13 protein-coding genes, 2 tRNA genes, 4 rRNA genes and 1 pseudogene are annotated in these 23,652 nt (G+C 56.8%); 9 read left to right on the forward strand and 11 right to left on the reverse strand.

Annotated elements, in window-relative coordinates:
* Positions 1-108: 108 nt before the first annotated feature.
* From ACA053_RS00545 to ACA053_RS00560, 4 genes are all read right to left on the reverse strand, one after another.
* Positions 109-1,545: an NAD(P)(+) transhydrogenase (Re/Si-specific) subunit beta gene (locus ACA053_RS00545; RefSeq protein ID WP_109627155.1), complete on the reverse strand. Its 1,437-nt coding sequence runs from the start codon at positions 1,543-1,545 to the stop codon at positions 109-111.
* The gene (locus tag ACA053_RS00550) at positions 1,545-1,868 is read right to left on the reverse strand and encodes an NAD(P) transhydrogenase subunit alpha part 2 (protein WP_003187010.1); all 324 of its coding nucleotides are present in this window, start codon (positions 1,866-1,868) and stop codon (positions 1,545-1,547) included. Before ACA053_RS00550 ends, ACA053_RS00545 begins: the two co-directional genes overlap by 1 nt.
* Before the next feature lie 15 nt (positions 1,869-1,883).
* Positions 1,884-3,005 (reverse strand): Re/Si-specific NAD(P)(+) transhydrogenase subunit alpha, encoded by a 1,122-nt coding sequence (locus ACA053_RS00555; RefSeq protein ID WP_046044834.1) that lies wholly within the window; start codon positions 3,003-3,005, stop codon positions 1,884-1,886.
* A gap of 435 nt (positions 3,006-3,440) precedes the next feature.
* A complete protein-coding gene (locus tag ACA053_RS00560) occupies positions 3,441-4,340 on the reverse strand; it encodes a LysR family transcriptional regulator (protein WP_497314805.1) in 900 nt (299 codons plus the stop codon).
* 157 nt (positions 4,341-4,497) lie between these two features.
* Here ACA053_RS00560 and ACA053_RS00565 point away from each other — a divergent pair, with 157 nt between their 5' ends.
* The 8 genes from ACA053_RS00565 (at position 4,498) to rrf (ACA053_RS00600) (ending at position 13,010) form a co-directional block, all read left to right on the forward strand.
* Entirely contained in the window at positions 4,498-5,679 is a 1,182-nt protein-coding gene (locus ACA053_RS00565; protein WP_010465741.1) for an acyl-CoA dehydrogenase, read from the forward strand.
* Between the two features lie 12 nt (positions 5,680-5,691).
* Entirely contained in the window at positions 5,692-6,912 is a 1,221-nt protein-coding gene (locus tag ACA053_RS00570; RefSeq protein ID WP_497314807.1) for a CaiB/BaiF CoA transferase family protein, read from the forward strand.
* A gap of 643 nt (positions 6,913-7,555) precedes the next feature.
* Positions 7,556-9,094: ribosomal RNA gene (locus ACA053_RS00575) — 16S ribosomal RNA — on the forward strand.
* A gap of 82 nt (positions 9,095-9,176) precedes the next feature.
* Positions 9,177-9,253 (forward strand) — tRNA-Ile (locus tag ACA053_RS00580).
* A gap of 27 nt (positions 9,254-9,280) precedes the next feature.
* A tRNA-Ala gene (locus ACA053_RS00585) sits at positions 9,281-9,356 on the forward strand.
* Between the two features lie 250 nt (positions 9,357-9,606).
* Positions 9,607-12,498, forward strand: a 23S ribosomal RNA gene (locus ACA053_RS00590).
* Between the two features lie 173 nt (positions 12,499-12,671).
* Positions 12,672-12,787 (forward strand): 5S ribosomal RNA (gene rrf, locus ACA053_RS00595).
* Between the two features lie 107 nt (positions 12,788-12,894).
* Positions 12,895-13,010, forward strand: a 5S ribosomal RNA gene (rrf, locus tag ACA053_RS00600).
* Together the 16S, 23S and 5S rRNA genes with 2 tRNA genes alongside form the textbook arrangement of a ribosomal RNA operon.
* Positions 13,011-13,033: 23 nt before the next feature.
* Here the strand turns inward: rrf (ACA053_RS00600) and ACA053_RS00605 are convergent.
* Entirely contained in the window at positions 13,034-13,213 is a 180-nt protein-coding gene (locus tag ACA053_RS00605) for an STN domain-containing protein (protein WP_497394322.1), read from the reverse strand.
* A 137-nt stretch (positions 13,214-13,350) separates the two neighbouring features.
* Positions 13,351-14,218: pseudogene (locus ACA053_RS00610) on the reverse strand (FecR domain-containing protein); the annotation flags it as partial.
* 201 nt (positions 14,219-14,419) lie between these two features.
* Here ACA053_RS00610 and ACA053_RS00615 point away from each other — a divergent pair.
* The gene (locus tag ACA053_RS00615) at positions 14,420-16,300 is read left to right on the forward strand and encodes a methyl-accepting chemotaxis protein (protein ID WP_109627161.1); all 1,881 of its coding nucleotides are present in this window, start codon (positions 14,420-14,422) and stop codon (positions 16,298-16,300) included.
* A 145-nt stretch (positions 16,301-16,445) separates the two neighbouring features.
* Here ACA053_RS00615 and ACA053_RS00620 read toward each other — a convergent pair whose 3' ends face one another.
* The 5 genes from ACA053_RS00620 to ACA053_RS00640 form a co-directional block, all read right to left on the reverse strand.
* Positions 16,446-16,913 (reverse strand): SRPBCC family protein, encoded by a 468-nt coding sequence (locus ACA053_RS00620; protein ID WP_497314809.1) that lies wholly within the window; start codon positions 16,911-16,913, stop codon positions 16,446-16,448.
* A gap of 22 nt (positions 16,914-16,935) precedes the next feature.
* Complete coding sequence (locus tag ACA053_RS00625; RefSeq protein WP_497394323.1) at positions 16,936-20,346, reverse strand: non-ribosomal peptide synthetase; 3,411 nt, start codon at positions 20,344-20,346, stop codon at positions 16,936-16,938.
* Between the two features lie 13 nt (positions 20,347-20,359).
* Positions 20,360-21,289, reverse strand: coding sequence for a diiron oxygenase (locus ACA053_RS00630; RefSeq protein ID WP_109627166.1), 930 nt, complete (start codon positions 21,287-21,289; stop codon positions 20,360-20,362).
* Positions 21,286-22,062, reverse strand: a complete 777-nt coding sequence (locus ACA053_RS00635) for a DUF3050 domain-containing protein (protein ID WP_109627168.1) — start codon at positions 22,060-22,062, stop codon at positions 21,286-21,288. Before ACA053_RS00635 ends, ACA053_RS00630 begins: the two co-directional genes overlap by 4 nt.
* Before the next feature lie 714 nt (positions 22,063-22,776).
* On the reverse strand, positions 22,777-23,487 hold the full coding sequence (locus ACA053_RS00640) for a GntR family transcriptional regulator (protein WP_109627170.1): 711 nt from the start codon (positions 23,485-23,487) through the stop codon (positions 22,777-22,779).
* Positions 23,488-23,652 lie beyond the last annotated feature (165 nt).

Below are 23,652 nucleotides of genomic sequence, written 5' to 3' on the forward strand. Positions count from 1 at the left end.
GGTCGAATGCAGAGGCTTGATTTAGAGCCTTTGGTCGGGTTTCACGGGGAATAAAAAAACCCCAGCCTACTAAAGGCTGAGGTTTTGGGTATTGCGTTGGAGCAGGTTTTACTCGACAGCTTTGACCATGTCTTCGATGACTTTCTTGGCGTCGCCGAAGACCATCATGGTTTTGTCGAGGTAGAACAGTTCGTTGTCCAGGCCTGCATAGCCGCTGGCCATCGAGCGCTTGTTGACGATGATGGTCTTGGCTTTGAACGCTTCGAGAATCGGCATGCCGGCAATCGGCGATTTCGGGTCGTTCTTCGCGGCCGGGTTGACCACGTCGTTGGCGCCGAGCACCAGCACCACGTCGGCCTGGCCGAACTCGGAGTTGATGTCTTCCATCTCGAACACCTGATCGTAAGGCACTTCGGCCTCGGCCAGCAGCACGTTCATGTGGCCAGGCATACGACCTGCAACCGGGTGGATCGCGTACTTCACGGTCACGCCGCGATGGGTCAGTTTCTCGGTCAGCTCTTTCAGCGCATGTTGCGCCCGTGCGACCGCCAGGCCGTAGCCTGGAACGATGATCACGGTGTCGGCGTTGGTCAGCAGGAAGGTCGCGTCATCAGCTGAACCGGATTTCACCGGGCGGGCTTCTTTCGAACCTGCAGGGCCTGCCGCGTCCGCCGTGTTGCCGAAACCACCGAGCAGCACATTAAAGAAGGAGCGGTTCATCGCCTTGCACATGATGTACGAGAGGATCGCACCGGACGAACCCACCAGCGAACCGGCGATGATCAGCATCGAGTTGTTCAGCGAGAAGCCGATACCGGCCGCTGCCCAGCCGGAGTAGCTGTTGAGCATCGACACAACTACCGGCATGTCGGCGCCGCCAATCGGGATGATGATCAGCACGCCCAGCACGAAGGCCAGGGCCAGCATCAGTGCGAAGGCGCTGAGATTGCCGGTCAGCATGAAGGTGATGCCCAGCGCCAGTGTCGCCAGACCCAGCACCAGATTCAGCTTGTGTTGGCCACTGAACTGTACCGGTGCACCCTGGAACAGGCGGAACTTGTACTTGCCCGACAGCTTGCCGAACGCGATCACCGAACCGGAGAAGGTGATTGCACCGATGGCAGCGCCGAGGAACAGCTCAAGACGGTTACCGGCAGGAATCGCATCGCCCAGCTGTTTAACGATACCCAGCGATTGCGGTTCAACAACGGCCGCGATCGCAATGAACACCGCGGCCATACCGATCATGCTGTGCATGAAGGCGACCAGTTCCGGCATCTTGGTCATTTCAACGCGCTTGGCCATGATGGAGCCAGCAGTGCCGCCGACCAGCAGACCGACGATAACGTAACCGATGCCGGCGGTGGCCAGCTCAGCGCCCAGCTTATAGATGAGGCCCACGGTGGTGAGGATCGCCAACGCCATGCCGAGCATGCCGTACACGTTGCCGCGTCGAGAGGTTGTCGGGTGCGACAGGCCTTTGAGGGCCTGGATGAAGCAGATCGACGCGATCAAGTAGAGCGTCGTGACAAGATTCATGCTCATTACTTAGGCGCCTCTTCTTTTACGGCTTTCGGGGCTTTTTTCTTGAACATCTCAAGCATCCTGCGGGTCACCAGGAACCCACCAAACACGTTCACGGCCGCCAGGGCTACCGCGAGGGTGCCCATGGTCTTGCCCAGTGGCGTCACGGTCAAAGCCGCGGCGAGCATGGCGCCGACGATGACGATCGCCGAGATCGCGTTGGTCACCGCCATCAAAGGCGTGTGCAGTGCAGGCGTAACGTTCCAGACCACGTGATAACCGACATAAATCGCCAGCACGAAGATGATCAGGTTGTAGATACCGGGGGAGATAAGCTCTTCCATCGTCTGAATCCCTGCTTAGGCGTTTTTGCGGATGACTTGGCCGTCGCGGCACATCAGGCACGCGGCGACGATGTCGTCTTCGAGGTTGATCTCGAACTGGCCTTCTTTGTTGAAGACCAGCTTCAGGAAGTCCAGCAGGTTGCGTGCGTACAGGGCCGAAGCATCTGCCGCGACCGCGCCGGCCAGGTTGGTCGGACCGCAAATGGTGACTCCATTCTCGACCACAACCTGATCGGCCACGGTCAGCGGGCAGTTGCCGCCCTGAGCCGCCGCGAGGTCGATGACCACCGAGCCTGGCTTCATCTGCGCCACGGTTTCCGCGCTCAACAGTGTCGGCGCCTTGCGGCCCGGGATCAGTGCGGTGGTGATGACGATGTCAGCCTGCTTGGCGCGTTCGTGCACGGCCAGGGCCTGACGTTGCATCCAGCTGGCAGGCATTGGCCGGGCGTAACCGCCGACACCGACAGCGCATTCACGCTCTTCATCGGTTTCGTACGGCACGTCGACGAACTTGGCGCCGAGGGATTCGATCTGCTCCTTCACCGCAGGACGCACGTCAGATGCTTCGATCACTGCACCCAGGCGTTTCGCCGTGGCGATCGCCTGCAACCCCGCAACGCCGGCGCCGAGAATCAGCACACGTGCCGCTTTCACGGTGCCCGCAGCCGTCATCAGCATTGGCATGAAGCGAGGGTAGTGGTGAGCGGCCAGCAACACGGCTTTATAGCCGGCGATGTTCGCTTGCGAAGACAGCACATCCAGGCTTTGAGCGCGGGAAGTACGCGGCGCAGCTTCCAGCGCAAACGCGGTAATGCCGCACTCAGCCAGCTTGGCAATGGTTTCATTGCTGAACGGGTTGAGCATTCCGACCACAACGGTGCCGCTTTTAATCAGCGTCAGCTCGCTGTCGCTGGGGGCGACCACCTTGAGAATCAGCTCGGCACCAAACGCATCGTTGGCGCTGCCAATGATTGCGCCTGCCGCTTCATAGGCACTGTCGACAACGCTGGCGTTAATGCCGGCGCCGCTTTGCACAGTGACCTTATGACCCTGGCCGATCAGCTTCTTGATGGTTTCCGGGGTTGCAGCAACCCGTGTTTCACCCGTCTGGGTTTCGAGAGGAACACCAATGTGCACGTCAAATCTCCTGCGTGATCTTATTGAGTAAACCCAGGCACTTCGGATGGTGCGGCTGGGGCGGCCGATCAGCACGATCCCGCCAAATCAGGGCGGGGCGCGGCATTTTGCAGGCGAACTTTGTGCCCTTCAAGGGATTATGACGGGTGACGGAAAATTAACTACAAGTCACCCCGTGACCGAATGTCGCAACCAGCTGACTCAACCCCTTGCAGGCCGTGCCTTTCAAGGATTCTGGCCGAATTTCAAGAATTTACACATCCGCACGGTGAATGAGGCGTCATTGCTGGTGAATAGAGGCTCAAAGCCATGTAGACAGGCACTTGTGGGACGTTTGTACTGCTTGTCGGTACAGTCTGCGAATATGCGACAAATACGTATATCTGTAGGGCTTTTTGTTTGCTGACTACGGGGTCAGTTAGTTCGTGAAAGCCTTTATCCTTCTAGGCTGTAGCTTTGTGCCTGGGTGACTAGCCAATCGCGAAATGCCCGTAAAGAGGCCGATTCGACCTTTCGCTCCGGAATCATCAGGTAATAAGCCTTGATGCTCGACAGCGCTTGAGCGTTGGCTATTACCAAGCGTTTCTCCGTCAGTTCGCGTTGAATCAGGAATGGCGGAATCAGCGCGATCCCCATGTCGTGCATCGCCGCTTGGGCAAGCATGGAGAATAGCTCGTAGCGCGGGCCTGTCATGTCACGCGGGACATTTAGGTGCTGGGAGTTGAACCACTGGCGCCAGGCATAAGGGCGCGTGGTCTGTTGCAGCAAGGGCAATTCAGCGATTTCATCGGGCGTCAGATCGGTTTTTTTGCCCAGTAGCGTGGGGCTGCACACCGGCATCGGATTTTCGCCCATCAGCCTGTGGGATTCGGTACCCGACCAATCCGCATCGCCGAAATAGATCGCGGCATCGAAGTCGGTGTCGGCAAACAGGAAGGGGCGTGTGCGGTTGGTGAGGTTGACCGTCACTTCCGGGTGTTTGTGCTGGAAGTCCTTGAGCCGTGGCAGCAACCACTGAGTACCGAAGGTCGGGACCACGGCCAGTTCGATCACGTTGGCGCCTTGTTGACCCATCACTGACAAGGTGTCCCGTTCAACCGCATCGAGTTGGGTGGCGACGCGGCGGCTGTAGGAAAGCCCGGCTTCTGTCAGCTTCACTCCGCGTCGCGAGCGTCGGAAGAGTTCGACGCTGAGGAACTCCTCCAGGCTGGCGATCTGTCGGCAAATGGCGCCTTGGGTGAGCGAAAGCTCCTGCGCCGCTTTGGTAAAGCTCTCGTGTCGCGCTGCCGCTTCAAAGCTGATCAGGGCGGTGGTGCTAGGGATTTTCCGACGCATGTACTCCAACCTCACTAATACATCGCATAAAGGCTATCTCGCGACGTTACGGAGTGAGAAATTAGCACAACAGTATGCAAAATCCTCGTTTGCCGTAATGCCGAACCGGGCCTAGGATCAGTCCACGTTATTTGACCCGATTCGAGAGGACACACTCATGGGCGGTAAAGCTAGCTTCAACTGGATCGATCCCCTGCTGCTGGATCAACAGCTCACCGAAGAAGAACGCATGATCCGCGACACTGCCGAGCAATTCGCTCAGCAGAAGCTGGCGCCGCGTGTTCTTGAAGCTTTCCGCCATGAAAAGACCGATCCGGCGATCTTCCGCGAGATGGGCGAAGTGGGCCTGCTGGGCGCGACTATTCCTGAGCAGTACGGTGGCAGCGGCCTGAACTACGTCAGCTATGGTTTGATCGCTCGTGAAGTCGAGCGTGTCGACTCCGGCTACCGTTCGATGATGAGTGTGCAGTCCTCGCTGGTCATGGTGCCGATCAATGAATTCGGTACTGAGGCCCAGAAGCAGAAGTACCTGCCGAAACTGGCCTCGGGCGAGTGGATCGGCTGCTTCGGTCTGACCGAGCCTAATCACGGTTCCGACCCGGGCGCGATGATTACTCGTGCACGCAAAGTGGAAGGCGGTTACAGCCTGACCGGCAGCAAGATGTGGATCACCAACAGCCCGATCGCTGATGTGTTCGTGGTCTGGGGCAAGGATGATGCGGGTGACATCCGTGGCTTCGTTCTGGAGAAAGGCTGGAAAGGCCTGAGCGCTCCGGCGATTCACGGCAAGGTGGGCCTGCGTGCATCCATTACCGGTGAGATCGTCATGGACAACGTGTTTGTCCCTGAAGAGAACATCTTCCCTGACGTCCGTGGTTTGAAAGGCCCTTTTACTTGCCTCAACTCCGCACGCTACGGCATTTCTTGGGGCGCACTGGGTGCAGCAGAATTCTGCTGGCACACCGCTCGCCAATACACCCTGGATCGTCAGCAGTTCGGTCGCCCATTGGCTGCCACTCAACTGATTCAGAAGAAACTGGCTGACATGCAGACCGAAATCACCTTGGCTCTGCAAGGCTGCCTGCGTCTGGGTCGCATGAAAGATGAAGGCACTGCGGCAGTCGAGATCACCTCGATGATGAAGCGCAACTCCTGCGGCAAGTCCCTGGACATCGCGCGCATGGCGCGCGACATGTTGGGCGGTAACGGCATTTCCGATGAGTTCGGTGTTGCCCGCCACCTGGTCAACCTGGAAGTGGTGAATACCTATGAAGGTACGCATGACGTCCACGCACTGATCCTCGGTCGCGCGCAGACCGGCATCCAGGCGTTCTATTAATAGGAGAACGTCATGGGCGCGCTTTCGCATCTACGGGTACTGGATTTATCGCGGGTGCTGGCCGGACCTTGGGCCGGGCAGATCCTTGCGGACCTTGGCGCCGAAGTGATCAAGGTCGAGCGTCCGGGCAATGGCGACGATACACGCGCCTGGGGACCTCCCTTCCTGAAAGACACCTATGGCGAGAACACCAGCGAGGCCGCCTATTACTTGTCGGCCAATCGCAACAAGCAATCGGTGACCATCGACTTCACGCGTCCAGAGGGTCAAAAGCTGGTGCGTGATCTGGCGGCCAAGTCGGACATCCTGATCGAGAACTTCAAGGTTGGTGGCTTGGCGGCTTATGGGTTGGACTATGACTCGCTTAAGGCCATCAATCCGAATCTGATTTATTGCTCGATTACCGGGTTTGGTCAGACTGGGCCTTACGCCAAGCGTGCGGGTTATGACTTCATGATCCAGGGCTTGGGTGGGCTGATGAGCCTGACAGGTCGACCTGAGGGAGATGAGGGTGCAGGTCCGGTGAAAGTCGGTGTGGCGCTGACCGACATCCTGACCGGGCTCTATTCGACGGTGGCGATCCTTGCTGCGTTGGCTCATCGGAATCATGACGGTGGCGGTCAGCATATCGACATGGCGTTGCTGGATGTCCAGGTCGCGTGCCTGGCCAACCAGGCGATGAATTATCTGACGACGGGCAATGCGCCCAAGCGTCTGGGTAATGCTCATCCGAACATCGTGCCTTACCAGGATTTTCCTACGGCGGACGGTGACTTCATTCTCACCGTGGGTAACGACGGGCAGTTCCGCAAGTTTGCGGAAGTGGCTGGGCAGCCACAGTGGGCGGATGATCCACGCTTCGCGACCAACAAGTTGCGGGTGGCGAATCGCGCGGTGTTGATTCCGCTGATTCGTCAGGCGACGGTTTTCAAGACCACGGCTGAATGGGTGCTGCAGCTGGAGCAGGCGGGTGTACCGTGCGGTCCTATCAACGACTTGGCGCAGATGTTTGCTGATCCTCAGGTCAAAGCGCGTGGGTTGGCGATTGAGCTGCCCCATGTGCTGGCGGGGATGGTGCCCCAGGTCGCAAGCCCTATTCGTCTGTCGGAGACGCCGGTGGAATATCGCAATGCGCCACCCTTGTTAGGCGAGCACACGCTGGAGGTTCTGCAGCGGGTGTTGGGTCTGGACGCTGATGCGGTCGCCGCTTTCAAGGTGGCTGGGGTGCTCTGAAGATCTCTTCTATATAGAGGGAGTGGTTTTGCTCTTCTATATAGAAGGAAAATCAGCCTGTTTCCCGGCTTTCTCCAAGTTATTGATAGAAAAGCCAAATCAGGGGTTGACGGCAGATTCTGGAAGTCTATAATTCGCCCCACTTCCGGCGCAGTCGAAACGGAAAACTCCTTGGTAAACAAAGAGTTACGCAGTTTTCGACAGTGAGTTGCTTCAGGTCATCGAAGCCCAGAAGGAGTTGATCAAGCGGGTTTGTGTGGCTTGATTGACGGTTCGATCTTCTCGGTCGAAAGCGGAGAAAAAGAGGTGTTGACAGCAGCGAGTAACGCTGTAGAATTCGCCTCCCGCTAACGAGAGATCGGAAGCGCAAGTGGTTGAAGTTGCAAAGGAAACTTTGAAAACTTCTGAAAATAACCGCTTGACAGCAACAGAGGCTGCTGTAGAATGCGCGCCTCGGTTGAGATGAAAGATCTTAACCAACCGCTCTTTAACAACTGAATCAAGCAATTCGTGTGGGTGCTTGTGGAGTCAGACTGATAGTCAACAAGATTATCAGCATCACAAGTTACTCCGCGAGAAATCAAAGATGTAACCAACGATTGCTGAGCCAAGTTTAGGGTTTCTTAAAAACCCAAAGATGTTTGAACTGAAGAGTTTGATCATGGCTCAGATTGAACGCTGGCGGCAGGCCTAACACATGCAAGTCGAGCGGCAGCACGGGTACTTGTACCTGGTGGCGAGCGGCGGACGGGTGAGTAATGCCTAGGAATCTGCCTGGTAGTGGGGGATAACGCTCGGAAACGGACGCTAATACCGCATACGTCCTACGGGAGAAAGCAGGGGACCTTCGGGCCTTGCGCTATCAGATGAGCCTAGGTCGGATTAGCTAGTTGGTGAGGTAATGGCTCACCAAGGCGACGATCCGTAACTGGTCTGAGAGGATGATCAGTCACACTGGAACTGAGACACGGTCCAGACTCCTACGGGAGGCAGCAGTGGGGAATATTGGACAATGGGCGAAAGCCTGATCCAGCCATGCCGCGTGTGTGAAGAAGGTCTTCGGATTGTAAAGCACTTTAAGTTGGGAGGAAGGGCATTTACCTAATACGTAAGTGTTTTGACGTTACCGACAGAATAAGCACCGGCTAACTCTGTGCCAGCAGCCGCGGTAATACAGAGGGTGCAAGCGTTAATCGGAATTACTGGGCGTAAAGCGCGCGTAGGTGGTTTGTTAAGTTGGATGTGAAATCCCCGGGCTCAACCTGGGAACTGCATTCAAAACTGACAAGCTAGAGTATGGTAGAGGGTGGTGGAATTTCCTGTGTAGCGGTGAAATGCGTAGATATAGGAAGGAACACCAGTGGCGAAGGCGACCACCTGGACTGATACTGACACTGAGGTGCGAAAGCGTGGGGAGCAAACAGGATTAGATACCCTGGTAGTCCACGCCGTAAACGATGTCAACTAGCCGTTGGGAGCCTTGAGCTCTTAGTGGCGCAGCTAACGCATTAAGTTGACCGCCTGGGGAGTACGGCCGCAAGGTTAAAACTCAAATGAATTGACGGGGGCCCGCACAAGCGGTGGAGCATGTGGTTTAATTCGAAGCAACGCGAAGAACCTTACCAGGCCTTGACATCCAATGAACTTTCCAGAGATGGATTGGTGCCTTCGGGAACATTGAGACAGGTGCTGCATGGCTGTCGTCAGCTCGTGTCGTGAGATGTTGGGTTAAGTCCCGTAACGAGCGCAACCCTTGTCCTTAGTTACCAGCACGTAATGGTGGGCACTCTAAGGAGACTGCCGGTGACAAACCGGAGGAAGGTGGGGATGACGTCAAGTCATCATGGCCCTTACGGCCTGGGCTACACACGTGCTACAATGGTCGGTACAGAGGGTTGCCAAGCCGCGAGGTGGAGCTAATCCCAGAAAACCGATCGTAGTCCGGATCGCAGTCTGCAACTCGACTGCGTGAAGTCGGAATCGCTAGTAATCGCGAATCAGAATGTCGCGGTGAATACGTTCCCGGGCCTTGTACACACCGCCCGTCACACCATGGGAGTGGGTTGCACCAGAAGTAGCTAGTCTAACCTTCGGGAGGACGGTTACCACGGTGTGATTCATGACTGGGGTGAAGTCGTAACAAGGTAGCCGTAGGGGAACCTGCGGCTGGATCACCTCCTTAATCGACGACATCAGCTGCTCCATAAGTTCCCACACGAATTGCTTGATTCATTGAAGAAGACGATAAGAAGCAGCCCGAAATTGGGTCTGTAGCTCAGTTGGTTAGAGCGCACCCCTGATAAGGGTGAGGTCGGCAGTTCGAATCTGCCCAGACCCACCAATTTTGTGTGGGAACCTGTAGAAATACGGGGCCATAGCTCAGCTGGGAGAGCGCCTGCCTTGCACGCAGGAGGTCAACGGTTCGATCCCGTTTGGCTCCACCACTACTGCTTCTGTTTGTTGAAAGCTTAGAAATGAGCATTCCATTGTGATGATGGTGAATGTTGATTTCTAGTCTTTGGATTAGATCGTTCTTTAAAAATTTGGGTATGTGATAGAAAGATAGACTGAACGTTACTTTCACTGGTAACGGATCAGGCTAAGGTAAAATTTGTGAGTTGCTCTTAATTGAGTATTATCGAATTTTCGGCGAATGTCGTCTTCACAGTATAACCAGATTGCTTGGGGTTATATGGTCAAGTGAAGAAGCGCATACGGTGGATGCCTTGGCAGTCAGAGGCGATGAAAGACGTGGTAGCCTGCGAAAAGCTTCGGGGAGTCGGCAAACAGACTTTGATCCGGAGATGTCTGAATGGGGGAACCCAGCCATCATAAGATGGTTATCTTAAGCTGAATACATAGGCTTAAGAGGCGAACCAGGGGAACTGAAACATCTAAGTACCCTGAGGAAAAGAAATCAACCGAGATTCCCTTAGTAGTGGCGAGCGAACGGGGACTAGCCCTTAAGTGGCTTTGAGATTAGCGGAACGCTCTGGAAAGTGCGGCCATAGTGGGTGATAGCCCTGTACGCGAAAATCTCTTGGTCATGAAATCGAGTAGGACGGAGCACGAGAAACTTTGTCTGAATATGGGGGGACCATCCTCCAAGGCTAAATACTACTGACTGACCGATAGTGAACTAGTACCGTGAGGGAAAGGCGAAAAGAACCCCGGAGAGGGGAGTGAAATAGATCCTGAAACCGTATGCGTACAAGCAGTGGGAGCCCACTTTGTTGGGTGACTGCGTACCTTTTGTATAATGGGTCAGCGACTTATTTTCAGTGGCGAGCTTAACCGAATAGGGGAGGCGTAGCGAAAGCGAGTCTTAATAGGGCGTCTAGTCGCTGGGAATAGACCCGAAACCGGGCGATCTATCCATGGGCAGGTTGAAGGTTGGGTAACACTAACTGGAGGACCGAACCGACTACCGTTGAAAAGTTAGCGGATGACCTGTGGATCGGAGTGAAAGGCTAATCAAGCTCGGAGATAGCTGGTTCTCCTCGAAAGCTATTTAGGTAGCGCCTCATGTATCACTGTAGGGGGTAGAGCACTGTTTCGGCTAGGGGGTCATCCCGACTTACCAAACCGATGCAAACTCCGAATACCTACAAGTGCCGAGCATGGGAGACACACGGCGGGTGCTAACGTCCGTCGTGAAAAGGGAAACAACCCAGACCGTCAGCTAAGGTCCCAAAGTTATGGTTAAGTGGGAAACGATGTGGGAAGGCTTAGACAGCTAGGAGGTTGGCTTAGAAGCAGCCACCCTTTAAAGAAAGCGTAATAGCTCACTAGTCGAGTCGGCCTGCGCGGAAGATGTAACGGGGCTCAAACCATACACCGAAGCTACGGGTATCACTTAGGTGATGCGGTAGAGGAGCGTTCTGTAAGCCTGTGAAGGTGAGTTGAGAAGCTTGCTGGAGGTATCAGAAGTGCGAATGCTGACATGAGTAACGACAATGGGTGTGAAAAACACCCACGCCGAAAGACCAAGGTTTCCTGCGCAACGTTAATCGACGCAGGGTTAGTCGGTCCCTAAGGCGAGGCTGAAAAGCGTAGTCGATGGAAAACAGGTTAATATTCCTGTACTTCTGGTTATTGCGATGGAGGGACGGAGAAGGCTAGGCCAGCTTGGCGTTGGTTGTCCAAGTTTAAGGTGGTAGGCTGGAATCTTAGGTAAATCCGGGATTCTAAGGCCGAGAGCTGATGACGAGTGTTCTTTTAGAACACGAAGTGGTTGATGCCATGCTTCCAAGAAAAGCTTCTAAGCTTCAGGTAACCAGGAACCGTACCCCAAACCGACACAGGTGGTTGGGTAGAGAATACCAAGGCGCTTGAGAGAACTCGGGTGAAGGAACTAGGCAAAATGGCACCGTAACTTCGGGAGAAGGTGCGCCGGTGAGGGTGAAGCATTTACTGCGTAAGCCCATGCCGGTCGAAGATACCAGGCCGCTGCGACTGTTTATTAAAAACACAGCACTCTGCAAACACGAAAGTGGACGTATAGGGTGTGACGCCTGCCCGGTGCCGGAAGGTTAATTGATGGGGTTAGCTAACGCGAAGCTCTTGATCGAAGCCCCGGTAAACGGCGGCCGTAACTATAACGGTCCTAAGGTAGCGAAATTCCTTGTCGGGTAAGTTCCGACCTGCACGAATGGCGTAACGATGGCGGCGCTGTCTCCACCCGAGACTCAGTGAAATTGAAATCGCTGTGAAGATGCAGTGTATCCGCGGCTAGACGGAAAGACCCCGTGAACCTTTACTATAGCTTTGCACTGGACTTTGAATTTGCTTGTGTAGGATAGGTGGGAGGCTTTGAAGCGTGGACGCCAGTTCGCGTGGAGCCAACCTTGAAATACCACCCTGGCAACTTTGAGGTTCTAACTCAGGTCCGTTATCCGGATCGAGGACAGTGTATGGTGGGTAGTTTGACTGGGGCGGTCTCCTCCTAAAGAGTAACGGAGGAGTACGAAGGTGCGCTCAGACCGGTCGGAAATCGGTCGTAGAGTATAAAGGCAAAAGCGCGCTTGACTGCGAGACAGACACGTCGAGCAGGTACGAAAGTAGGTCTTAGTGATCCGGTGGTTCTGTATGGAAGGGCCATCGCTCAACGGATAAAAGGTACTCCGGGGATAACAGGCTGATACCGCCCAAGAGTTCATATCGACGGCGGTGTTTGGCACCTCGATGTCGGCTCATCACATCCTGGGGCTGAAGCCGGTCCCAAGGGTATGGCTGTTCGCCATTTAAAGTGGTACGCGAGCTGGGTTTAGAACGTCGTGAGACAGTTCGGTCCCTATCTGCCGTGGACGTTTGAGATTTGAGAGGGGCTGCTCCTAGTACGAGAGGACCGGAGTGGACGAACCTCTGGTGTTCCGGTTGTCACGCCAGTGGCATTGCCGGGTAGCTATGTTCGGAATAGATAACCGCTGAAAGCATCTAAGCGGGAAACTAGCCTCAAGATGAGATCTCACTGGGACCTTGAGTCCCCTGAAGGGCCGTCGAAGACTACGACGTTGATAGGTTGGGTGTGTAAGCGCTGTGAGGCGTTGAGCTAACCAATACTAATTGCCCGTGAGGCTTGACCATATAACACCCAAGCAATTTGCTTGCTTCGAGCCCAAAGGCGAAAGAGCACCAGATTGCGGTGTGTGAAGACGAAACGAACCGAAAGTTCGAGATACTCACAAAACACCAAGCTGTCACATACCCATTCGCTGGAGCGTGAACCCGCAAGGGCCCACGACCTGGCTACCGAATTTCTTGACGACCATAGAGCATTGGAACCACCTGATCCCATCCCGAACTCAGCAGTGAAACGATGCATCGCCGATGGTAGTGTGGGGTTTCCCCATGTGAGAGTAGGTCATCGTCAAGATTAAATTCCGAAACCCCTATCTGCGTATGCAGGTAGGGGTTTTGTTTTAGTAGAAGTCACCAATTTTGCTGGCACGTTACGACTGTAATGGGCTGGTCACAGAATTTCTTGACGACCATAGAGCATTGGAACCACCTGATCCCATCCCGAACTCAGCAGTGAAACGATGCATCGCCGATGGTAGTGTGGGGTTTCCCCATGTGAGAGTAGGTCATCGTCAAGATTGAATTCCGAAACCCCTGTCTGCTAACGCAGACAGGGGTTTTGTCTTTCTGGGAGCCCCAAAAGCTTTACCCCAGACTGGCTCACGGCCTCCAGGCCCGAAGCACTGAGCAAATGATTCAGCGCCTGATCGACCGAACAGTCGCCCTGCACACCCGGTGACTGACGCCCGCTAGTTTGCGCCGGTTGGCAACAAGTCGACACCCAGCGTGGTAGAGAACAGCGCCGCGCGAACGGCGTGGCGTGAAATGCAGGTGTCCGGAGTGAGACAAGGAAGATTCTTACCGATGGCGCGCATATTGACTAAGCCGGGCTTGTACGAAAAACCCGCCACAAATAATTCAGACTTGCCGCTCCAGCGTCACCCACCAGCGAGTGCGATAGCGCAACTGCACGGGCAGGGTTTGCGGCAGAATGGCCATCTGCTTATCGGTGCTATCCAGGCGGAAGACTCCGGACAGTCGCAAGTCGGCAATGTCCGATGAGCACGTCAGATAACCGTGCCGGTAGCGTGCGACCTCATTGAGGAATTCCCTCAGGCGCATGTTGCGAGTGACGATCAAGCCATCGACCCACGCGCCGGCATCCATATCCAGCGGCGCCGCCACTTTCGCCTGGTGGTGGTCGGTTAAATAACTCTGCCCGGCCTGCCTCCGAATCGGCTCACCCTCAGCGACCCGTGGCGAATGAATCGCGACGATGCCGCTGGTGACACTGAGCCGTGTGCAGTCATCGTTCTGACGCAGGATGAACCGCGCGCCCACGCCTTCATACACCGCGTGACCACTTTACACACGCAACGGTGGATCAAATGGAGACGCTTCGTCGATCCCGCCGCAGGTCACGATGATTTTGCCGCGCGTCAGTTTGATTAGCCGTTGCTGCGCGGCGTAATCGAGATCCACCGCGCAGACGGTGTCGAGCTCCAGTCGGGTGCCGTCGGGCAATTGGAACCCCGTCGCTCCCCCTTGGCGGTGACTAGTCGGCGGTCCGCTGTTGCCAACCCACCGCATCCTTTCCCAGCCATGCCGCCGAACCTACCAGCAACGCACCTGACAACAGCTTCAGAGCCTGTCGTCGTCCCAATCCCTGGGCGCTGTTTTCCAGGGTGTTGAAGGGGATTTGAGCACCGGGTACGACGCGCGGATTGCTGCTCAGCTCGGCTTGCAGGGACTGCACGCGCTGCCACCCCAGTTCGTGTTCCAAATGCTACGCGCGCAAGACGGCACGCCGTTCGGCGGGAATGTCGGGCATTTCATACAAACCCCTAAGATTTCTCCGACTGGTGCCGACAGACTGGGGAGACATGCGTGCACCAAAGTAGCGCGGCCGAAGAATACCGCCTGCGCTGTTACATGGAATGTTGCACCTGGAACGCATCCCCACTTTTTGCATAAGAAGTCCCATGAAATGAATCTCAAATTCAGCCATAAAATCCTTCTGGCCGCCTCCGGCGTCGTGGTGCTGGCTTTTGCGTTGTTCACTTTGTACAACGACTATCTGCAGCGAAACACCATCCGGCAAAACCTCGAGTCCTCCGTCCAGCAGGCCGGCGACCTGACCGCCAGCAGCGTGCAGAACTGGATGAGCGGTCGTGTGCTGGTCCTGGAAAACCTCGCACAGAACGTCGCTCACCAAGGCGCCAACGCGGACCTTCCAGGCCTGGTTGATCAGCCGGCCTTCACCTCGAACTTCCAGTTCACCTACGTTGGCCAAGCCAATGGCGTGTTCACCCAACGCCCCGACGCGAAGATGCCGGACGGTTACGATCCGCGTCAGCGTCCCTGGTACAAACAAGCCGTGGCTGCCGACAAAACCATGCTGACGCCGCCGTACATGGCAGCGGTCGGTGGCTTGGTGGTGACTATCGCCATGCCGGTGAAAAAGAACGGTGAATTGCTCGGCGTAGTCGGCGGTGACCTGAGCCTGGAAACCCTGGTGAAGATCATCAACTCGGTGGACTTCGGTGGCATCGGCCACGCGTTCCTGGTCAGCGCCGACGGTCAGGTGATCGTCAGCCCGGACAAAGACCAGGTGATGAAAAACCTGAAAGACATTTACCCGAACGCTGGCGTGCGCATCGAGAAGGGCAATCAGGACGTCACCCTGAACAATCAGGACCGCATCCTCTCGTTCACCCCGGTGAGCGGTTTGCCAAATGCCGAGTGGTACATCGGTCTGTCAATCGATAAGGACAAGGCCTACGCACCACTGAGCCAATTCCGCACCTCCGCGCTGATCGCAATGTTCATCGCCGTGAGCGTTATTGCCGTGCTGCTGAGCCTGCTGATCAACGTGCTGATGCGTCCCCTGACCACCATGGGCCGCGCGATGCAGGACATCGCCCAAGGTGAAGGCGACCTGACCCGTCGTCTGGCCGTGGAAAGCAAAGACGAGTTCGGTGAGTTGGGCGGTTCGTTCAACCAGTTCGTGGAGCGGATTCACGCCTCCATTTCCGAAGTGTCCTCGGCGACCCGTCAGGTCCACGATTTGTCGCAACGAGTGATGGCATCGTCCAACGCCTCGATCGTCGGTTCCGACGAACAAAGCGCACGCACCAACAGCGTGGCGGCGGCGATCAACCAACTGGGTGCCGCCACTCAGGAAATCGCGCGCAATGCTGCCGATGCTTCGCAGCATGCCAGCGGCGCGAGCGAGCAGGCGGACGATGGTCGTCAGGTGGTGGAGAAAACTATCCTGGCCATGACCGAGCTGTCGCAGAAAATCAGCCTGTCCTGCACCCAGATCGAAACCCTGAACGCCAGCACTGACAACATCGGGCACATTCTTGATGTGATCAAAGGCATCTCCCAGCAGACCAACTTGCTCGCGCTCAACGCCGCCATCGAAGCGGCACGTGCCGGTGAAGCCGGCCGTGGTTTTGCGGTGGTGGCGGATGAGGTGCGCAATCTGGCGCATCGCACGCAAGAGTCGGCGGAAGAGATCCACAAGATGATCACCTCGCTGCAGATCGGTTCTCGCGAAGCGGTGACCACCATGAACGCGAGTCAGGTTTCCAGCGAAGAGAGCGTCGAAGTGGCGAACCAGGCTGGCCTGCGACTGGTCAGCGTGACCCAGCGCATCGGCGAAATCGACGGCATGAACCAGTCGGTGGCTGCGGCGACCGAAGAGCAGACGGCGGTGGTGGAAACCCTCAACGTCGACGTCAACCAAATCAACTTGCTGAACCAGCAGAGCGTGGCGAACCTCAATGAAACGTTGAAGGATTGCGATGCGTTGTCGTTGCAGGCGAACCGGTTGAAGCAGTTGGTGGATAGCTTCAAGATCTGATCAAGGCCCGTTCTACCACGTTATCGTTCTTCGCGAGCAAGCCCGCTCCCACATTCGACCGCATTCCTTCAGAAGGAAATCGGTCAACCTGTGGGAGCGGGCTTGCTCGCGAAAGCGGTACAACAATCACCGCTTAACCAAAGCCCTACACAAACAGCTTCAATACATTGTTCATCGCATCATCCGCAAACCCCTGCACAAAATCCTTGAACCCCGGCAGCGCCTCATCACCCCCCTGTGCCGGTTCGGCAATAATGGTCCAGGTCGCTCGCGACTTGCTCGCACCCAACGGTTCAACACTCATCGCCGCCCACAGATTGGCCACGCCCAGCGTGTTGTAAATCGTGGTCCACGTCATGTTCAATGCCTGGTCATCCCGCGAGTTGAGTTGCTCGACCACCAGGTTGCCATCCTTGAAGAATTTCTTGCGCAGCGACGACTCGCCTTCGCCTGTCATCTCGATGTGCGACAGCGCCGGAATGAATTGATCGAATCCGGCAAAGTTGCCGACCACCGCCCAGACCTGCATGGCATCCGCCGGCACTTCCACCGAAGACACGACGTGGCAGCCTTCAGGGTTTTTGATCAGGGTATCGGGTTGCAGGGTTTTCATGGTTTTGCTCCGGTTGAGTGAATCAGATGAAATTGATTTCTTTGAGGTAGTCGCAGCCGCGACGCAGCAGCGCCGGGGATTTTTCCGGGTAGTGCGCGCCCATCTGCCGCACGCCGGCCTGGGCGTTGGCGTGGCCGATCATCGAGATGTCGCCGATGTCTTCCTCGAAGCCGTTCAGGTAGAAACCGAGCACGCCGAACAGCGCGTTGTCGCTGTCGACCCGGCCCAGTTGTTGCTGCCAGTCGGCGACGCTGACCATTGAAAATTCCCGGCCGGCCTCACGGAATGACGCGACGTAATCGTCCCAACTCAGGGGCTCGGGGTTGTGCAGGTTGAACACCGCTTTTTCAGGCGAATAACGGCTGGCATGGAAGGCGATAAAGCGGGCGAGAAAGTCCACCGGCATCAAGTCGAAATTCAGCGCGAACTCCGGCACCTGGCCGAGCTGGATCGAGCCTTTGAGCATCAACATCAAACGATTTTTGTGCGGCTGACAAACGCCAGTCAGGCTGTTGAAACTGATGTTGCCGGGGCGATAGAGATTGACCCGCACCCCACGCTCGCGCGCCCGTTCAAGGATCCGTTCGCCGACCCATTTCGACAGGTTGTAGCCGTTCTTGATGTAGATCGGCGGCGTCTGCGCGGCGGGTAATTCCAGCACCCGGCCATCGTCTGCAATCGTGCTGGACGCCGAGAGCGTGGAGACGAAATTGAAGATCTTCTTGCTGCGCCCTTCGCACAGCCGAAGGCATTCGAAAATCGGCTCGACGTTGTCCCGCGCCAGCGACTCGTAATCGAGCACGTGATTGACGTTGGCGGCGTTGTGCACCAACGCGCCGAACTCTCGATCGAGGCGCTCGTAAACGTGCGCATCGAGCCCCAACGCCGGGCGCGTAATGTCCGCCGCGTAAACCTGCACCCGGCTCAAGTCCAGATGCTCCAGACGATTCTCGCGCAAGGCGTGGGCGAAGCGCTCGGCCGCCGATTGCCCGCCGCCATCGCGCACTAGGCAAGCGACTTCAGTGGCTCCCCACCCCAGCAACGCCTCGACGATGTGCACACCGACAAAACTGTTGGCGCCGGTGACGATCACCTTGTGCACATTGCCCATGTGGCTGATGGGCAGCGGCTGAATATCCAGTTCACGGAAGGCATCCGCCAGCGCCTGCACACTCAGGACTTCCTCGGTGCCAGAGCCACGCACCAACGTCGCCAGCTTCACAATAGTCGGCAATTCAATGAAGCGGTTGATCGAGATGCTGCGACCGAATTCCTCCCGCAATCGCAGCAGCATCCGCGACAACAGAATCGAATGGCCGCCCAGATTGAAGAAGCTTTCGTCGGTCGAAATATCGCTGGCCGGCAGCTCCAGCAGCTCGGCCCAGATCTCCAGCAACAACGCTTCGTCGGCGCTGGCGGGCAAGCGCCGCGCGGTGTTTTCGGCCACATTCACCGGCATCGCCAGCAGCGCTTGGCGGTCGACCTTGCCGTTGCTGGAGAACGGCATGCTCGGCAGTTCTGTCCAGGCAATGGGTTGCATGTAGTCCGGTAAAAACTGCAGCGCATGAGCCTTCAAGCTTTCGCGAGCGGCACTTGGTTGTTCCTCCTGAGGTTGCGCGAGGAAAGCCAGAATTCGTCGCTGACTGTCGATGACCACCGCCACTTGGCGGTACAACTGGCTGTCGCGCAGGCAGCGTTCGATCTCTTCCGGCTCGACACGAAAGCCGCGGATCTTCACCTGATTGTCCCGTCGTCCGCACAGCTCGACTCCGCCGCGGGTCCACTTCGCCATGTCGCCGGTACGGTAGGCACGCAGGCGCTGGCCGTCCGGCAAGTGCAAATCCAGGTAACGCTCGGCCGTCTGCTGCGGATTGTTCAGATAACCCAGGCACACGCCCGGCCCGACGATGTACAACTCACCGACGGTCTGCTCGGCCACCGGTTGAAACGCCTCGTCGAGAATCAGCACCTGGCTGTTGGCGATCGGCGTCCCGAGTGTGCGGTTGTTGTCGCTGGCGCGCAGTTGACGCGCGGTGATCAGCACCGTGGCTTCGGTCGGGCCATAGAGGTTGTAGAGGTTGCCCTGACGGGTGAGCTGTTCGATGACGTAGGGCTCGCAGACATCGCCGCCGGTCATCACATGGTCCAGGACCTGCAGCTGATCCAGCGGCAGAATGCTCAACAATGCCGGCGGCAAAAAGGCGTGGCTGAGGCGTTGATGGCGGATCAGCTCGACCAGTTGCAATGGATCACGGCGCTGGTCATCGCTGGGCACGATCAGTTCGGCGCCCTGAAGCAGGGTTGGGAAGATGTCGATCAGCGACGAGTCGAAACTCAACGACGAAAACTGCAAGGCTCGACTGTGCTCGGTGAGTTGTACATAGTCGGCGTACCACGCGGTGAAGTGCGCGAGGTTGGCCTGGCTGAGCAACACGCCTTTGGGATGCCCGGTGGTGCCCGAGGTGTAGAGCGCCATGCACGGCGCGTCGAGGTCGGGGCGCTGGCGCATCAGGGGTTGGCTGCGGTCCGCGTCATCAACGTCGATGCAACTGATGTCCAGCGCCGGCATTTCATCGGCGAGTGGATGTTGGCCGTCATGCAGCAACAACACCGCCCCGGCATTCGAAAGGATGTACTGCTGACGTTGCAGCGGATGGCTCGGCTCCAGCGGCAAATACACCGCGCCGCTGCCCAGAATCGCCAGGATCCCCGCATACAGCGCGCTGCATTTCGGCAGGCAAATCCCGACCACCAACGGTCCTTGATGCTGAGCGAGCAACGGCAGCAATCGCTGCTGGATCGCGCGGCTGTGAGCATGCATCTGCCGATAGCTCAGCGAGGTGCCGTCGATGTTCAGCGCGGGGCGTTTGGCTGACTTGATGAAACGCTGTTCGAGGCGCTCGATCATCGGGATCCGGGCGAGTTCTTGCAGCCACGGTTGAGCCGTGTTGTTGAGTTGATGGATGAACGCCAGGCGTTCTAAAAACAGCAGATTTTCCACTTGGTCAAAATGGGCTGTCGATGCCGGCTCAGCGTGAAGAAAGTACTCGGCATCCCGTGAGAATCGACTGACCAGCAGCGAGACATGGTCCACCAGTTCCGCCATCACTCGCAGGCGCAACGCCTGGCCGTTGCCAGAGGGCTCACCGGCAATCGGCACGCGGGTGAACAGCGTCGATCCCTGCATGCATAGCAGGTCCATCGACGGCAACCCAGTAATGTCTGGCGCGCCGACGCCCAGTTGCAGCGTCAGGTGCGGCGCATCACCCGGGACTGAAAATGCCTGGCTGGCGTCGTCAATCAGCAGATCAAACGACGGCGCCTCCTCGAATGCCTCTAGCCGCACCAGCGAATGACCTTGTTGTTCAAGTTCCAGCGCCAGGTCGGTCAAGGCCTGGCTGTGCCCAATGAGCAGAATGTCGAGACGTCTCATGATGTTCTCCTCGTTAAACCAGGTAGTCGCTGAGGGCGTCTTGCACGCACGGCGAATCCAGCAGCGAACTGCTGTGGAAAAACCGCACGATGTTGGCGACCAGCGGGTGATGACGATTGATCGGGAAGGCCATGCCCGAGATTTCGTTCTTGAGTGCCTGGCGTGTCGCGTCGCTGATCTGCAAGGATTCGATCAAGCGAAAGTCGAAGGACTTCTGGATGTCGTTGGTCAGGTAATGGCCGATGAACACCGGCAGGATTTTCGCGATGAGCTGGCGGTCGTCTTCGCTCGCGGTGTGCCAATAGATGCGCACCATGCGTGACCAGAACCCGGAGTGGCGGCCTTCGTCGAGCAAGTGGTCGGCCATCAGGCCCTTGATCGATTGTTTGACCGTGTCGTCCTTGGCAAACGCTGCTACATCGCCGGTTACAGTGTTCTCGGCGATGGCCACGCAGATCAGTTCCACGGCGCTGCGCAAATGCTCCGGTGCGAGGGCCACGGCCGCCGGAATCGCCCGGCTCAGCTCGATTTCATCCGGCAGCCGGATCGGCGTGATGCCGGTCATGGCGACGGTCTGCTGCATGAAATCCATGGCCACCAGCGCGTGGTAATCCTCGTCCACCACCACGGTCATGGCGTCATAGCGGCAGGCGAACGGGAACGCCACGGCGAAGCGATTCTTGGCGATGCTGCGGGCGGTCTTGTCGACGATCTCGGTTTCGAAAATCACCACGTCGTTGATGAATTTGTAGAGCGTCTGCACCAGCGCGAAGTCCCGCTGTTCCGGGCATTCACGCAGGAAGGTTTCGCTCAGCACCAGTGGCTGGCGGCTCAACGGGTAGATCAGTTTGTCGTCGTTTTCCAGCACCCGCCGGGGCCGTGTGCGGATGGTCGCTCGGCTTTCCCAGGCGTCGGCGAAGGATTGGTAGTCGGCGGCGTTCATGCGTTCACCTCTGCAACCGGTTCGCTCATGCTCAGGCGCAGGCCATCCCACAGGGCGATGCGGCTTTCCACGGCGGCGATGGCGCTGGCGTAGACGTCTTCTTCGCGTTGCGAATCGCCATTGACCAGCCGTGCCAGGAGCTTTTCTGCCGCCGGGCCGTGGTCCTCGGAATCGACTTCGATGTGCCGCTCCAGGTAGTAGCGGAAGGTAGGCGCTTGCTCGATGCCGATGCCCCAGTCGTCGAGAATCCGCTGGAACATCTGCGGAATGACACTCTCACGACCATGCAGAAACGCCGCGGCGACGCTGTGTCCTGGTGCATGCAGCGCGGTGTGCAAGGTGTGCCGCACGAATTGCGCGGCCGCCGGATCGACGTCAACGCTTTGCAACGCCACGTCATAACTCACGCCTTCTTGTTGCAATGCCACGAAGCGTTCCACGGCGACCGTGCTGGCCCCGACTTCGCGCATTGCATCGAGGTACAACTCGAAGTGACTGTAATGACCCTGGGCCGGACGATCATCAGACTCTTCACCCAGTACGATCTCATTGATAAGACGCGCGGCCTGCGGATCTCGCGGTGGCAGCCAAGGCAGTTGAACGCACGTCAGTTCCTGTTGCAGGCGTTTGGTTAGCGACATGAAATCCCAGACTGCAAAGACATGGGTTTCCATGAACCGTTGAAGTACCGAGAGTGAATGTATTTCAGAGAAAATCGGGTGCGCACTAAGTTCTGCTTTCTTCTGGTTGAGGCGGTCTTTATTCGTTTTCATGAGCGGGCCTATAAGTGATCTGAAGTGCCGTTAAGAATGTTGTGATCAATAAGTGACGGTCGTTTAACGTTTTTTATTGGCGAGCAAATGCCTCAATTAAATTGATCTCATTAAGTGCGATGCAGTCGTTTTGGTGCCGTGTTTACTGGTGGCGGAGAAAAACTAATACACGAATAAAGTGTCGGGCAAGTTATTTTTATATTATTTGCAAGTTCAGCTTTCTCGCGCGCGACAAGTTCCAATAAAACTATAACTGTCGGTTTTATTTGGGCGTAGTTGCTCCTTTCGGCGAAGTATCGTCAAAATTCAAATGAAGAGTGAATGCCTCACTCAAAGCAACTTTCAAAGTTGTTCCGTTGAATGCTTCAAGGGGGTGGAAGTTGGCTGGGATTGACGCCGGTGCTTCCTTTCCCGTGACAAGACTCCTTCCGTAGGTTCTTGGTGCGAGGACTGCACCGCCAATGCGGTGCGCCGCCCGTTCATTATTCGTTGGCAGCCCAAGAGTGAGCGTAAATCACGGCCGCCGCTATCGCCCGGACGTCATCTTTGCTGGCGTATTGATGGAGCTTGAGGAAGGTCAATCGATGGCAAGACGTTGGAGAGGGAAGTGCGGTCGCTGAATGCTTGGTGTGAACCGAGGGGATGGGTAAGGAGATTATCCACGGCAAGCGCGGCGCGCAGTTCGAACTGCGCGCCCAGGCTTGGCGCCGGGATTTACCGGGAAGTTTTCTTGCTCTGTGCTTCAGGGCTGTTGAGGTAGCGCGTGATGACCTCAACACCGCGATTGAGGTGGTGTTCGAGCATTTTCACCGCGCTTTCGATGTCGCGGTCTTCGGCGGCCAGTAACAGCGCCCGGTGATCATCCTGGGACAGTTTGCCCAGGCCCATGGCTTCCAGGTTGAAGCGCAGGAAGCGCTCCTCTTCGTTCAAGCCGTCTTCAATCAGTCTCAAGAGCCGACGGTTAGGTGCCTTGCTGTAAAGCGACATGTGGAAGAGGCGATTGAGCCGTCCGATCTCGGCGTAGTCTTGTTCTGTCTCCAGGCTATCGATATAGCGGGCTGCGTCTTCGAGATCCTTTGCATCAAGCAAGGGAATCGACAGGCGCAACGCCTCTGACTCCAACAGAATCCGTAACGCATAGGTTTCAACGGCATCGCCCTGTACCAGCGGTGCAACCACCGCGCCTTTATGGGCGATGACGTTCAACAGCGACTGAGCTTCAAGTTGGCGCAAGGCTTCTCGCACCGGCATGCGGCTGACACCGAACAGGTCGGCCAGATCTTGCTGGCGCAAAGCGGTGCCGCAGGGAATGCGTCCATCGAGAATGGCCGAACGCAGGGTTTCTTCGATCACCGAGCGTGCCAGGTGAGCAGGAATCGGGCCGTTGACCTTGATGCTGCTGAGGGGATTGGGCTTCTGTGTCACGACTACGCACCCTGTTTGGCTGAAATATTTGGATCCAAATGGACACTAGTGACTGCCATGCAGCTTGTCAAACGGACAAAAGACCGCAGCCTTCGACTCTTCATGTCATTCACCATTCAAAGTCTAGCGCGTCGCCGGTGATTGCACCGTGCCATTGTCTTTTAA

The sequence above is a fragment of the Pseudomonas sp. LBUM1672 genome (assembly GCF_059695655.1).